We start from the raw sequence: 14,634 nt of genomic DNA on the forward strand, positions 1-14,634 counted from the left end.
GACCTCCCCTGTGCCCGCACGCCTCGCGGACCACGGATAATCACTGGTCGGACCGGGTGTCGCCACACAGCGGCGGCACCCGGTCCCGATCATGTCCGTACCGACCGCGCGTGGAGGAAGAGCTTTGTTCGATGGGGAGATCCTGGACTACCCGGTGCTGCTGGAGGCCGCCGAGGAGGCCGCCCGGGAGACGGTCGGCCGGGGCCGCGTCGCCGACTACATCCCGGCCCTCGCCACCGCCGACCCGGAGGCCTTCGGCATGGCCGTGGCCACGGTCGACGGCGAGCTGTACGGCGTCGGGGACTGGGAGCAGCCGTTCTCCATCCAGAGCGTCTCCAAGCTGTTCTCGCTGGCCCTCGCGCTCTCCTACGGCGGCGACGCCCTCTGGCAGGGCGTGGGCCGCGAGCCCTCCGGCAACCCGTTCAACTCCCTGGTGCAGCTGGAGACCGAGCACGGCATCCCGCGCAACCCCTTCATCAACGCGGGCGCCCTGGTGGTCACCGACCGCCTGCACTCCCTGACCGGCGACGCCTCAGGCGCCGTACGGGAGTTCCTGCGCCGCGAGTCCGGCAACCCGCTGCTCGACACCGACCCGGTGGTCGCGGCCTCCGAGGCCGAGCACGGCCACCGCAACGCCGCGCTCGCCCACTTCATCGCCAGCCACGGCAACCTGCGGAACCCGGTCGACACCGTCCTCGACCACTACTACGCCCACTGCGCCGTCGCCGCGAGCTGCCGCGACCTCGTCCTGGCCGGCGCGTTCCTCGCCCGCTACGGCGTGCGCACCGACGGCACGCGTCTGATGTCCCGCAGCGAGGCCAAGCGGATCAACGCCGTCCTCCTCACCTGCGGCACCTACGACGCCGCCGGCGAGTTCGCCTTCCGGGTCGGCCTGCCCGGCAAGAGCGGCGTCGGCGGTGGCGTCCTCGCCATACTCCCCGGCCGCGCCGCCGTCTGCGCCTGGGGCCCCCGCCTCGACCCGGCCGGCAACTCCGTCGCCGCCGTCGCCGCCCTCGACACCCTCACCACGCTCTCCGGCTGCTCGATCTTCTGACCTCGCGGCGCCGCCGAGGTCCTGATGAAGAATCCCGGATTCGCCCGGTCCTTTCGCGTTCATGCCGAAAACGCGAGAGGGACCGGGCGGCAAAGCCGTCCGATCCCTGGCCGCGGTATCGCTGTTCAGAGGCCGCTGGCCCTGATACCGCCAGGCGAGGTCTCCACCGCTTGATGCGCGAGAGTCCTCCAGGCTTCCCTGGAGGACTCTCGCGTGGTGCTTCTCCCTGTTGACGTCTACGTCTACGTGTACGTGTACGTCTACGTGTACGTCTACGTCTTCGTCTACGGGCGACGCCGACGACGCCACCGCTCGGCGACGGGAAGGGCCTTCACCGCCGCCTTGTCGTGTTCGTCCGCCGGAAGCCCCAGCCGCTGGCGCACGAGCATACGGTTCCGGCGCACGGAGGAGAGCGGGCGCAGCGCCGGATGCTCGGGCTCCGGCGCGTCGGGCTGCTCCAGCCCCAGGACGATGCGCAGCGCCTCGTCGTAGCACTTCAGCGCCCGTTCCGGCCGGTCGGCCCTGACCAGGTAGTCGGCCAACTCGTCGTAGTCGCGCCAGTTCTGCCCCGCGGCCGCGAGGCCCTCGGCCTTCTCGACCACCTCCCAGGCCTCCTCCTCGCGCCCTGCCCGGAAGAGCGAGCAGGCGAGCACCGGAGAACCGGCGTCGGCCGGGTCCCCGCTCTCGGCGGCGACCCGGGTCAGCAGGTCGATCGCCCGGTCGTACGCTCCCGCCTCCGACCAGTGATCGGCCGCCTGGGAGAGGAACGAGAGGCGGTCCTCACCGCGGGTCCGTTCGGCGGCCTCTTCGAGGTCCCGGGCTTCCTCGGCCCGGTCCAGGTCCGGCTTTCCCATCTTCACCACTTTCGGCCCATGATTCCGGCAGCACGGCCGGGAATTCCATTGGAGACGGATCATCGAAAATCGGGGTGTGGAGCGCCGGAACGCCCCACACCCCGACTCGTCAATTCCCCGGGCTCATGCTCGGGATCATTCCTCGCATCAGTTCCGGTGGCGTCGCTGAGTCGCCAGGTGGAGCTTCATTCCGATGCTGGTCCGAGGGACGTGCAGCCCACCGGCGCGCAGGACCGTACCACAGTAGGTCAGGCAGCTATTGGTGTGGGCGTTGTACTGGCCGACGCTCTTCGGCCGCTTGGAATACGCGTTGTCCATTGCTCGATGCGCTGCCTCCGGGTGGGGGATGTGAATGTCGAACGCCCGGTTGAAACTCCCGTGCCGACCGGTTCGCGGTTCGTCCTTCGGGCCGGGCTTCAGGTTTCCGTTGCTCAGGTACCCGTGTGCGTGCCGGGAGCCCTCCGGTCCGTGGACCACGATGCTGTAGTGCTCGTTGCCGGTGCGCCCGTAGTGGTAGACGGTGGCGTTCGCCGGAGCCCGGCGGCCCGCCCGCGCCGTGCCCACGAAGGCCCGGGCGGCCTTCCCGGCACGGCTGTTGTACGCGCGTCCACCGACGTGCTTGGAGAGCTTGCCGAGCACGACGCCGGTGGCGACGTCCTTGAAGGCCGCCTTGTAGTTGCCGTGGTACACGTCGCTGGCGACGTGAGCGCCGTAGATGAGCGTGTTGATGCCCCGCGCGGCCTTGCCCGCGGTGCTGAGCACCCGGGCGGTCTTCTGGGCCATGGATGCCGCGCGCAGCGGGATCGCGGCCTCGCCGACCACCGGGATGTAGGAGGCGACGGCGAGAACGGCCTGGCCGCAGCTGCTCCAGCCCGGGTGGGTCGCGCAGTTGACCACGTCGGCCGCGCCGGACACCTGGTAGACGAAGTTGGCCCCCGTCTCCAGGGCGCTCACCGGGTTGTGGACGATCTCCGATCCGACGTTGACGATGGCCGATCCGGCACTGCTGAGGCCCGATTCGACCTTGTCCACACCCTTGGAGACGGCGTGGCCGACCGACTTCATCCACTTGGGCCAGTGGCCGTCGGGGTCGGTGAAGGCCAGCGGGTCACCGTCGGCGTAGGCGTAGCGGTCCTGGGCGACGCTCGGGTTGGGGTCCGACCACCACGGGTCCATGCCCGCGACCGCGTAGCGGTCGGGCAGGTCCGAGACGACGTGGTCGGGGCTGTAGCTGTCGCGCGAGACGAAGTTGCTGGTCGACGGGTCGTACCAGCGGGACAGCATGTTGACCTTGCCCGTGGTCGGGTCCGTGTAGTCGGACTGGAACCCGAGCAGGTGCTTGGCGCCCGTGGTGGCGATGGAGTTGCCCAGCGGGTCGTACGCCGCCGAGTCGGCCAGCGCCGTGCCGGCCGCGGTGAAGTCACCGACCAGGTCGTCGTGCTGGTCGGTCAGGGCGATGGTGTTGGTGCCTCCCTGGTTGATTCCGGTGATCACGCCACCGGGGTCGCGGGCGTAGCTGGCGGTGCCGTCCGAGGCGACCTCGTCACCGATGCCCGAGTAGGCCAGCGTGGTCGATCCGGTGGTCACCAGCCGGTCGAGGGCGTCGTAGTCGTAGCCCTGCGTTCCGTCGGCCTTGAGCCGGTCGAACGCGTCGAACTGCATGGCCACGGTGGCCGACGACCCGTTCGGGGTCTTGCCGGACATGGTGCCGCGGGCGGTGTAGGTGTAGCTCGCGGTGCCGTCCGTGAGCAGCCGGTTCCGGGCGTCGTAGGTCTGCGCCCGCGCGCCGATCTGGGTGCGGTTGCCGGACGCGTCGTAGGCGTACGCCGTGTTCGTGGTCCCGTTGTTCCACGAGGTCAGGCGGCCGGTCTGGTCGTAGGTGTAGGTGTTGGTCGTCGCGCCGGCGAAGCCCGTGGTGGTCTTCGACGTCAGCTGGTCGTCGAGGTTGTAGGCGTACGCGATGGACGAGACGGTGGCACCACCGGCTGTGGTGACGGTGTCACTGGTGAGCCGGTGCAGCGGGTCGAAGCCGTAGTTCCGGGTGTTGTTGCCGGTCCCGTAGTTGACGGTGACGGGCTGGGAGTCCTTGTCGTATCCGTAGGTGGCCGTGGTCGCGGAGGCCGGGTCGGCCAGGGTGGCCAGTCGGCCGGCCTTGTCGTAGGTGTAGGTGGCGGTGCCGGAGGCGTCCGTCCTGGTGGTCGCCTTGCCCGCGCCGTCGTAGGCGAAGGAGGAGGTCCCGGAGGGGCCTGCGGCGGACAGCAGCTGGCCGCGGTCGTTGTAGGCGAAGGTGTCGTTCGCCGTGGGCGTGCCCGCGGAGGTGATCCGGCCCATCAGGTCGTAGCCGAAGGTGTGGTCCCGGGTGGCGCTCTCGGCGCCGGTGCCGGTCTCCTTGGTCAGCCGTCCGAGCTGGTCGTAGGTGCGGCTGCGGGTGACGCCGCCCGGCTGCGAAAGGGTGACGGGCTGTCCGGCCGCGTCGTAGCCGGTGGTGTAGGTGCGGTCGGCCGCGTTCGGGTAGGCCGTGGTGGCCGGCTCGATCTGCGACTCGGGCAGGTTCCAGCTGTTGTAGGTGGTCAGGAAGTTGTTGCCGCGCCCGTCCGTGTAGCGGGTGTGGTTGCCGGCGGCGTCGTAGCCGAAGGAGGTGGTGATGGTCGCGCCGGGCGCGGTCGTCTCCGTCTCGGTCAGCTGGTGGTGGTCGCTGTCGTACGTGTAGGCCAGCGAGTAGCCGAGCGCCGAGGTCACGGAGGTGATGTTGCCCGCGGCGTCGTACGCCAGGCCGCGCGTGCGCAGGGCCTTGCCGGTGGCGTCGAAGTCGCTCACCGAGGTGACCCGGCCGGCCGGGTCGTAGACCGTGCTCTGGCCGGTGCCCGACGGGTCGGTGATCTTCACCTGACGGCCGAGGGCGTCGTACGCGTAGGTGGTGGTGTTGCCGAAGGCGTCGGTCTGGCTCGTCCTCTCGTGGGCCAGGTTGTAGCCGAAGGTGGTGACCACCCCGGTCGGGGAGGTCTCCGTGACCAGGTCGTCGGTGCTGTTGTACCCCAGGGTGGTGGTGTAGGCCGCGGCCGACGGGGAGCGCTCGACCATGGTCTCGGTCAGCTTGCGGCCCATGAAGTCGTACGTGGCCTGCTGGACCGCACCGGTCGGGTCGGTCTGCGCGAGCTGCTCGCCCACGGCGTCGTAGCTGTAGTGCCACACGCCGCCGGTGGTCGCCCCGCCCACGGCCGGGTCGGTCTTGGTGACCTCGCGGCCCAGCTGGTCACGGACGAAGGTGGTGGTGTTGCCGAGCTGGTCGGTGTGCGAGACCAGCTGGTCGAGCTTGTCGTAGGTGTTGCTCGTGGTCGCGGTGATCGGGGTGGTGGTACCGGGCGCCGTGTAGGACGGCGCGATGGTGCCGGTTTCCTTGCCCACCGCGTCGTAGGTGGTGTAGGTGACGTTGCCCCGCTCGTCGGAGTGCGAGGTCTGGTCGCCGAAGGTGTCGTAGCCGAAGGTGACGTACGGCGCGGCGGTGACGGCCGTGCCTCCCGCCGCCTCGACCGACCGGGTCGGCTCGGAGGTGTAGGAGTGGCGGCCGGCCTCGTCGTTGGCGAAGTCGGTCCTGTCCCCGTTGGGGTCGATCTCCGTCGTCATCAGGCCGCGCTTGTCCCGGTTCCACGTGGTGGTCAGGTTGGCGGCGCCGTTGTGGACGGTCCGGGTGAGCTCACGTCCCATCGGGTCGTAGGTGTGGTCGGTCTGCTCGGTGAGCGTGCCGGTCGAGTCGGTGCGGCTGACGGACGTCTCGTGGTCGTCCGCGTCGTACGTGGTCGCCGTGGTGCGCCAGATCGGCTGGCTGGTGGCGTCCAGGCCGACCTTGACGGCCTCGGAGGTGACCCGGTGGGCGGCGTCGACCGTGTAGTTGGTCAGGGTCTCGCCGTCGGCGAGGTCGGAGAGACGGTCTCCCGCGCCGTCGTAGGTGAAGGAGTGCAGCTGGAGCGAGGCACCCGTGGTGTCCGCGCGCTGCTCGGTCTTGACGAGGTTGTCGTCGTAGTAGGTGTAGGAGTTGGTCCGGCCCATCGCGTCGGTGTGCGAGGCGAGGCGGCCGGCCGGGTCGTACGCCTTGGACTCCAGCACCAGGTCGGTGGCCGCGGAGGGCGCGGTCGGGTCGCCGGTGAAGCCCTTGAGCGTGCTGGTCAGCAGCTCGCCGCGGGGCGAGTACGCGTAGGCGATGGTGGTGCCGTTGGCGTCGGTCTTGCTGTTCCGGTTGCCGAAGGCGTCGTAGCCGAAGGTCTCGCTGTTGCCGGCGGCGTCGGTGGTGGTGACCACCTGGCCGAGGTTGTTGTAGGTGAAGGTCTCGGTCCGCGAGGCGTCCTTGCCGGTCAGGTCGGACTTGACCTCGGTCAGGACGTGCTCGTCGGCGTCGTAGGTGTAGGTGGTCCGCTCGGTGTGGACCGCGCCGGTGACCCGGTCGGTGACGGCCGGCTCGGTCTGAGTGAGGAACTTGCCCTCGCCGTCGTAGGTCGCCGAGGTGGTGAGGCCGTTCGGGTAGCTCACCGAGTCGTAGACGGTGTGGCTGGTCAGCCGGCCCAGCTGGTCGTAGGCGTACTTGGTCACCAGACCGGCGGGGTCGGTGACCGAGGCGAGGTCACCGTTGTGGAAGTAGGTGTAGCTGGTCGTCGCACCGCCCGCGGTGACCTTGTTCGCCAGCAGGCCCGGGGGGACGGTGCCGGAGTCGGCGGCCGCCTCGGTGCCGGTGGTGTAGCCGGTCGTGGTCTTGCGGCCGGTGCCGTTGGCGTACGGCGGGGTCGTGGTGGCGATCAGGCGTCCGGCGGCGTCCAGATCGTTGTGGCTCCAGTAGGTGTTGTCGGTCGCCGAGGCCGAGCGGCCGTCCCGGGTGTCGGTCACCGCGTCGTTGCGCGGGTCGATCGGGTTGGCCGGGTTCAGGTAGTAGCTGTGGTAGGTGGTCGAGCAGCTCTGGTGGGCCTGGTCCTGGCAGGTGGTCTCGCTGACCACGTTGCCGCGGGCGTCATGGCCCTGGGTCTTGGTGTTGCCGTTCGGGTCGGTGACGGTGAGCAGGAAGCCACCGGTGTCGTAGCCGTACGTGGTGGTCGCACCGAGCGCGTCGGTGGAGGAGACCATGCGGCCGTTGTTGTTCGGGTCGTAGGACGACGAGACGGTCTTGCCGGTCGGGTCCGTGACGGTCGCGGTGGTGGTCAGCGCCTTGGTGCTGTTGGCGTGGGCCTGGAAGTGGCCGGTGACGTCCGCCGCGGTCAACTGGTGGTTGTAGAAGGCGAACTCACTGATGCTGCCCTTGAAGTGCCCGGCCTGGTCGGTCGGGCTGTTGGGCCAGTTCCCGTTGATCAGACCGGCGCCGAGGTAGACGTTGGTCATGCCCCAGCCGGTCTGGCTGACGGTGTTCGACTTGGAAGCGATCTGGTTGCCGTCCAGGTACAGTGCCTGGCCCGCGCCGGTGGCGTCGGTGGACATCACCACGTGGTGCCACTTGCCGTCGGCCACCGAGCCGCTGGAGGCCATCGCCGTGGCGTTGCCGTCCCAGAACTCGCCCTGGAGCCTGCCGTCCTGGCCCACGTACAGGGCCGGGGTGTAGTACCCGAGCGGACCGTTGGGGTCGTTCACGACCTGGGCCGAGTAGGAGAACAGCACCCCGCCCGGCGTCGTGGTGTTGAACCACAGCTCCATCGCGGACGGACCGTGGTCCGGCACCAGCCCGGAGGGCAGCGCCGTCCAGGAGGACGAGCCGTCGAAGGAGGCCGCGGTGATGTCACCGGCGGAGTACGGGCCCGGCGCACCGAGCGTGGTGCGGTCGTAGGTGCCGTAGCCGGTGCCGTACACGTTGGCCGCGTCGGCGCCGGCGGTGTCGGCCAGTCGCCAGTACCCCTGCGGGTTCGAGGCCTGGACCGCGGCGCGGTAGACGCCGGAGGAGCCGGTCACCACGGGGGTGTTCGGCTTCCAGGTGCCGCCGTTGGCGTCCGTGACCTGGTTGACCCGGTCGGCCGCGATGTCGTAGCCGATCTGGGCCTGCACGTTGCCGGAGGGCAGCGTGATCTTGCTCAGCAGCGCCTGGGCGGCGTTGCGGCCGATCTGGTTGTGGGTCGCCGCGGTGGCCGCGCCGACGGGGTGGTTGTAGACCGCGACGTCGGAGATCTGACCGTTGAAGTACCGGTCTCCGCGCGCCTGGCCGTCCCAGTCCGGGCTGGAGTAGCCCGAACCGACGTAGGCGTAGGGCTGCTTGGAGTTGGCGATGGCACCGGCAAGGGGGGTGCCGACCTGCTTCCCGTCCAGGTACAGCGTCTGGGTGGTCTGGGCTCCGGACAGCACCACGTGGTGCCAGTTGCCGTCGTTGACGGGGTTCGCCGAGGTGATCGGCGTCGCCGCGCCCTGCCAGAACTCACCGCGCAGCTTGCCGTCGGTGCCGAGGTACAGCGCCGGCGTCCAGCTGGTCGCCGTGCTGCCCAGCGGGACGTCCTGGTAGGCGACGAGGTTGCCGCCCGCCGTGGTGGTCTTGAACCAGAGCTCGATCGCGAGGTTCGCCGTGGACGAGATCGTGTTGTCCGGCAGGCGGACCGAGGAGTTGGTGCCGTTGAACGACGCCGTGGTCGCCGGCGAGCCGGCGATCGAACCGGCCTGGCCCAGCGTGACGTTGCTGTAGACGGCGTTGTCGTTGCCCTCGTTGGCCGCCACGCTGCTGGCCGCCGCGGTGGCGCCGGCCTGCTCGTTCAGCCGCCAGTAGGACTGCGGGCCGGCGTCCAGGACCGAAGTCCGGTAGTGGGAGCCGGTGGTGGAGTCGTAGGTGGTGCAGGCGGTCGTCGAGGTCGGCGGGCAGACCTTGGTCAGCGTGTCGCCGGTGTAGTAGTAGAGGTACGTGAGGTCGGTGTTCTGGTCCGTTCCGACGAGCGGGTCGGTGAAGACCCGGGCCACGTGCGGCGCGGTCGCGCCGGCCGGGGTGCTCCAGCCGAGGTGCAGGGCGCGGCCGCTGGTGCCGCTGGTGATGCTCTGCAGCAGCCCGGAGCCGTCGTAGGACAGGGAGTTGACGCGACCGTCGGAGTCCTTGACCTGCATCAGCAGGAAGACGGCCGGGTTCGCGGAGGAGACGTTGAAGGTGTAGGCGGTGCCGCCCTTCTCGGTCAGCACGAACGAGGTGATCGCGTTGTTGGCGCCGGTCTGCGCGGTCAGCGTGGCGTACGTGCCCTGCGGGGGGACGTACGAGGTGCACGGGGCGCCGGCGCCGGCGTTCGGGTTGCAGCCGAAGCGGATCTGGCGGCCGTCGACGTCGGTGATCACGACGTTGTTCGAGCCGTCGTCGTCGATGGTCGCCCGCATGTCCAGCGGGGAGATCCAGCTCGCGCCGAACATGCCGTTGGTGCGCGGGTCGAGGCTGTTGTAGGTGCGGCGCACCTCCAGTGCCGGACCGGCGGTCGCCACGGTGGAGTCGGTCGACTCGACGCTGTAGTTGCCGCTCTGCGGGTCGAAGCCGCGCGCCGCCGGGTTCTCGGTCAGGTGCGAGGTGATCTGCGGCTGGGCGACCGTCGTGTTGAAGTAGCCCTGGACGAACGGGCCGGCGGTGGCATTGCCGTCGGATATCCAGACCTGCCAGAAGTAGGTCTGGCCCCAGGCGAGTTTGCCCGTGGGCACCTGCCAGCTGGTCGAGGCGGCGAGGGCACCGGAGTCGAAGCAGTTGACCGGCGCGTCGGGGGTGCCGGAGCAGACGCCGAACTTGTAGGTCAGCCCGGTGGCCGGCCAGTTGTCCGGGTCGTGGCCGGATGCGAACAGGGTGGGCGTCAGCGTCGACTGGGAGGCGTTGTTCGGCGGGTAGGAGGTGTCGACCTGCGGCGGGATGTTGTTGATGGTGTACGACCAGCAGGCGTTGTGCCCGCCGACGTCACTGAACGCGTAGTAGCCGCGCTTCTCCATCTCCCAGCACAGCGTGTACGTTCCGGGGGACAGCGCGGGGCTGACCGCCTCCAGCTTCACCGACTGGTTCGGGCCGACGTTGTTGGGCAGCGAGACGGCCGTGCCCCAGCCGACCAGCGTGCCGTCGCTGCGGTAGGTGCGCGAGCCCAGCGCGTACGAGCCGTTGCCCGAACCTGCCGTCCAGGTGTTGGACGAGGTGTTGGTGACGGTGACGCCGATCAGGCCCTGCTGGATGTGCGAGGGGTAGTAGTCCCAGGTGCCGGCGAAGTTGAAGCTCGCGTCGTCCGGGGCGTAGGTGACGTCCAGGAAGGGGATGTTGGACGAGGCCGCGGCGGAGCTGAACTGCTTCCAGTGGTACACGTCGTTGGCCGGCGCGTACAGCAGGAAACCGTTGTTGGCGCCGCCGTGCGTCCAGGAGGTGACCTGGTTGGCACCGTCGCTGTTCAGCGGGATCCGCTCCCACTGCGAGCCGCCGCAGCCGGTGCCGGTGCCACCGGTGAAGGAGGCCCGACCCATCACGTTCGCGCTGTAGCCGACGCCCGGCCACCCCTGCGAGGTGTTGAGGTTCCAGCCGCTGGTGATGGCCTTGACGTCGACCTCTTCGGCCGCGGCGCAGTAGCCGGACCAGATCGTGTAGAGGTTGACGCCGCCACCGATCACCGAGGCGTTCGGGATCGAGGTCTGCACCGGGAACCGGACGTAGCCGGCCGAGGCGTGCGAGCCGTCGTAGTCGCCGACCTTCAGGTTGGCGTTGCTGGAGCTGCTGGGGATGTTGGTCATCCCGGAGACGAGGTTGTACTCGAAGAACGCCGAGGTGTCGGTGTTGGTGTTCGCCGAGGACGGGTCGACCTTCACCGGGAACACCCGGGCGGGGTCGTGGACCCAGGCCGCGTCGACGCTGACCCGCAGCGCCTTGCCGCCGTGGTCGTCGACGATCGAGTACCTGACGCCGTTGGAGAACGCGCCCTCACCCGAGCGGGGGTCGATGTTGGCATCCGTCATCGTTCCGGCCGGGACGGTTACCTTGACCGCGCCGGAGGCGTCGGTGAACACGGCGTCGCCGTTGGCGGCGATCTTCGGGGTCAGGCCCGGGGACTTGATCGGGAACGTCCACTCCGTCGGCGCGTCGGCGCCGTGGAGGACGATGGTCTCCTTGAAGCCCTCGTTGACGCTCTTCAGCTCCAGGTCCGCGGACGGGCGGACCTTGGGGAAGGTCACCTCCGAGCCGGAGACCTGCCCGTGCACGGGTGCGGCGTCGTCGAGACCGAAGGAGACCCGGTTCGTCCCGTCCCCGCTGATCGACATCAGCTGCGGATCGGTGGCGTCGGTGGCGAACTCGACGTCCTGGGAGTCGGCCTTCTTGGTCAGCTTCGGGCTGGACTGCGGGGCGGCCTGCGGCGTGGCACCGGCGGCCGAGGCCATCCGGGCGGCGACCGCGGCCGGGGCGGCGGCCAGGAACGACGCGTGGGTGGCGGTCGACGCCGAAGCCGCGGACGCGGCGGGCGCCGGCACCAGGGTGGGGTCGATGTCCGACCAACTGCCGTCCGGGTTGGGGTAGGAGACCCGTCCCGCGTAGGTCCGGACGGTCTGGGTGCCGTCCGGGTTCTTGAAGACCTTCTCGTGGTCGTTGCGCTTGCCGGTGTCCTCGGTGCTCTTCCCGGCGTCGAAACCGGTCAGGGCCGGTTTGCCGGGGGCATCCGTCGGGGAGGTCCTGACCTGGCCGGATCCGTCCACCTGGAACGGGCTGGCCAGGCGGTTCTTCGGATCGAACGGCGGCAGCTGGCCGGGCGCGGCACCGGGGCCGTGGCCGGCGACCGGGCCGGTGCCGGCCCCGCGGGTGTCGGCGGTCGAGGCCTGGTGAGACCGGTTCGCCGCCGAACCCGAACCCTGCTGCGGCGTCGACACCTTGCCGTTGTCGATCCGCTTGCTCGCCACCGCGGCGACGGCCGACGCCGGTAGCGGTACCGCACTCGCGGCGTCGGTCACCACGCCGAAACCGACCACAAGCGTCGTCAATGACGACGTCCACCGCAGCAGACGCCTCCTGCCACCGGCAGGTGGGAGCAACCCTGAACGCGGGCGCACAATTTCCTCCGAAAGTTAAAGATCACATAAGCGGCGTGGTTTCTATCAGCCATGTGATCAACATGTCCATCTATCGACATTCCGTGAGGTGGCGGGCACGTCACTTGGCCGGTAGTGCGTGTGCGCCATTACTCGGCGTGAGGGCTTTCGGTGAAGACGTGCAGGATTCCGTGAGGCTCGCGTGACGGGTCATAGGGCGCCCGCTCACAGGGAAAAGCCAGCTCAAATGCGGCTCAACCGTGGAAGATTCGGACAAATGTCATCGGTGTCGGATGCCCTATGCTCAGCATCGATCCAGATGATCATCAGGAAACCTACAGGAACACCAGGAGCACCAGCCATGCGATCGCAGCCAGTCATCAGAGTCGTGGGCACCCTGCTCCTGGCGTTGCTGACCGGCTGCTCCTCGGCTCACTCGGCCCCCGCGCCGACGGCCACTCAGCCGTTCATCGCCTTCAACGCCTGCCTGATCACCGACGCCACCGGTCTCGCACCCGGCTCGCCCGCCGCCCAGGTCTGGGCCGGCACCCAGGCGGCGGTCGACCCGCTGCACGCACGGGCCGCCTACGTGACCACCGACCCCGCCAAGGTGGACAGCGCCATCGGCGGTCTGATCCTGAAGAACTGCGCGCTCATCATCTCCGCCTCGGCCGACCCGCAATTCGCGGCGGCCGTCGACGCGGCCGCCAAGACCCACCCCGGGCAGCACTTCCTGCTCGTCGGAACGGCCGGGGCGGCGGCCAACGTCCGCGGCCTCGAAGCAGGAGAGAACCTCCAGGAGCGGGCACGGCAAGCCGTGACGGAAAGCGCCGAGGGGCACTGAGCGGAAAACCCCGGGCCCCGGTCGCCGCTACGCGACCGGAGCCCAGGGAGCATGACGACCGTCCGCAGTCAACGGCTTTCCCGAAGCGCCTGACAAGTCATCAGGAAACCCCCAACAATCGTCTTCAAGGAACACGTGACGGACCGTGCGGGGGTTCGAATGGGTATCGAAACGGCCGCTTCCAGCGGTGCGGACAACGGCGTGACAGTACGAACGATCGTCCACGACGTCGTGTCCCGGCTCGCGCCGGAGGAGCTGCCGATCGTCGCGGGGCTGTCCGGCTTCGACGACGACACGGTGGTGGCGCGGCTCAGCCGGCGGCAGCACCGCGAGCCGCTGGGTTTCGGCGTGGACGAGGCCGCGGCCCTGGTGACGCCCGCCGTCTGGCTGGCGGTGGACCAGGCCGCCCGGCGCTTCGGGACCGTCGCCGCGAACGGCGCGACCAGCGGCCTGAAGGCGGCGGTCCGCCGGATCACCCGACGGCGCTCCGCACCGGTCGTGGTGCCCCCGCTCACCACCGAGCAGTTGGCCGAGGTGCGCCGGCAGGTCCTGGAGTCCGCCCTCCAGCAGGGCTTCAAGGAGCAGCGCGCCATCGTGATCGCCGACACCGTGGTGGCCAGGCTGGCCCTGGCCCCCACGGCCGACTCCCCCGAGCCCGAGCCCGAGTCCGAGAGCGAGGACGACGTACCGCTCCGGGGCGAGGAACCGACGGGATGAACCCGCAGCCGCGGTTCGACGAGCGCGCGATCACCGCCGGGACGACCATGCGCTTCGTGCTCCTGGTGGCCCTCCTGGTGGTGAGCAGCGGCGCGATGGTGACGCAGGTGCTGCACATCCGCGCCATCGCCCCCAGTCAGCACGGCACGGGCTGCCTGCTCTCCGCCGGGGCGGACCCGTTCGACGGCACGGACACCGGCACCCTCATCGCCGGCCTCAACCAGTACGACGCCTACGAGGCGTGCGTCGACCGCTTCGAACCGGCGCCCTCGTGGTGGCCGGCCACGGTGTGGACGGCACTGCTGGTGGCCGCGGCCGGCGCGGTCTTCTGGGCCATTCCGCGCTGGAAGGCACGGCGCGGCCGCTCCCTCCCGCTCCACCTGATGGACTTCGACGGCCAGGTCGGGCGCGAGCTGGCGCAGTTCTCGATGGCGGCCGGCCTGGGCAGGGTCCCCCGGGCGGTGGTCGACCCGACGGTGACCACCGCCACCGCCGTGGTGTTCGGCCGGAACCGTCGGCCCGTCATCCGCCTCCACGGCGGCCTGCTGGCCCGCCGGAGTTCCGATCCCGACCGCTACCGCGCGGTGCTGCTGCACGAGTTGGCGCACGTCCGCAACGGGGACATCACCCTCACCTACGCCACCATCGCGCTGTGGCGAGTGTTCCTCCTGCTGGTGCTGCTGCCGTACGCGGTCTGGCTCCTCTACGACCTCCCCGCCAAGACGCGGGCCGTCGACTGGGAGCAGCAGGCCCCCGGCTTCACCCGCTCCATCGTGCTCGTGATCGCCATGACCGCCCTGGTCTACCTCGCGCGCTCGGACGTACTGCGAAGCCGGGAGATCCACGCCGACCTGACCGCACTGCGCTGGGGAGCCGACCCGCACGGCTGGACCGGCCGGGAAGCGGACCCGACCGGCGGGGCGTTGCGGCGCACCGTCCGGTCCTTCGTCCAGCTGTGGCGCACCCACCCGCAGTGGGAGCTCCGCCGACGGTCCCTGGCCGACCCGGCGGCGCTGTTCGAACTACGGGCGCTGCCGATGTTCCTGACCGGCGCGGCCGCCGCTCTGTTCGGCGACCAGATCGGCGAGTACCTGGGCTCCCGGGGCCAGAGCGGCGCGTGGGTGCAGCAGGCCACCGAGCTGATCGCGGCCGGCCTGGTCACCGGGGTCGCCGCCGTGGCCCTGTGGCGGGCCGTGGTC

General features: G+C 70.0%; 6 protein-coding genes. 4 read left to right on the plus strand and 2 right to left on the minus strand.

The features are described 5' to 3' along the window. The first annotated feature begins 91 nt into the window (after nt 1-91). Nucleotides 92-1,054 carry a glutaminase gene (locus tag J0670_RS12055; protein WP_207811501.1) on the plus strand — a complete coding sequence of 321 codons (963 nt, stop codon included), beginning with the start codon at nt 92-94 and terminating at the stop codon, nt 1,052-1,054. 284 nt (nt 1,055-1,338) lie between these two features. On the opposite strand, the gene J0670_RS12060 is transcribed toward J0670_RS12055, so the two are convergent. Next, nucleotides 1,339-1,908: a lipopolysaccharide assembly protein LapB gene (locus tag J0670_RS12060; RefSeq protein WP_207811502.1), complete on the minus strand. Its 570-nt coding sequence runs from the start codon at nt 1,906-1,908 to the stop codon at nt 1,339-1,341. 147 nt (nt 1,909-2,055) lie between these two features. Continuing rightward, nucleotides 2,056-11,826 carry a LamG-like jellyroll fold domain-containing protein gene (locus J0670_RS12065; protein WP_207811503.1) on the minus strand — a complete coding sequence of 3,257 codons (9,771 nt, stop codon included), beginning with the start codon at nt 11,824-11,826 and terminating at the stop codon, nt 2,056-2,058. Nucleotides 11,827-12,235: 409 nt separating this feature from the next. On the opposite strand from J0670_RS12065, the gene J0670_RS12070 reads away from it, so the two are divergent. The 3 genes from J0670_RS12070 to J0670_RS12080 form a co-directional block, all read left to right on the plus strand. Then, complete coding sequence (locus J0670_RS12070; protein WP_207811504.1) at nt 12,236-12,718, plus strand: hypothetical protein; 483 nt, start codon at nt 12,236-12,238, stop codon at nt 12,716-12,718. Nucleotides 12,719-12,919: 201 nt separating this feature from the next. Then, nucleotides 12,920-13,435 (plus strand): hypothetical protein, encoded by a 516-nt coding sequence (locus tag J0670_RS12075; RefSeq protein WP_207811505.1) that lies wholly within the window; start codon nt 12,920-12,922, stop codon nt 13,433-13,435. Beyond that, nucleotides 13,432-14,634: M48 family metalloprotease (locus tag J0670_RS12080; RefSeq protein WP_207811506.1), on the plus strand; the 1,203-nt coding region annotated here is incomplete at its 3' end. The genes J0670_RS12075 and J0670_RS12080, both read left to right, overlap by 4 nt.

It is taken from the genome of Streptomyces sp. FH025, assembly GCF_017427025.1.
Taxonomy (GTDB): domain Bacteria; phylum Actinomycetota; class Actinomycetes; order Streptomycetales; family Streptomycetaceae; genus Kitasatospora.

What these genes read in the sequence shown, in the direction of transcription:
- J0670_RS12060 (WP_207811502.1), bottom strand. Translation starts at nt 1,908, where the DNA reads ATGGGAAAGCCGGACCTGGACCGGGCCGAGGAAGCCCGGGACCTCGAA.
- J0670_RS12070 (WP_207811504.1), top strand. Translation starts at nt 12,236, where the DNA reads ATGCGATCGCAGCCAGTCATCAGAGTCGTGGGCACCCTGCTCCTGGCG.
- J0670_RS12055 (WP_207811501.1), top strand. Translation starts at nt 92, where the DNA reads ATGTCCGTACCGACCGCGCGTGGAGGAAGAGCTTTGTTCGATGGGGAG.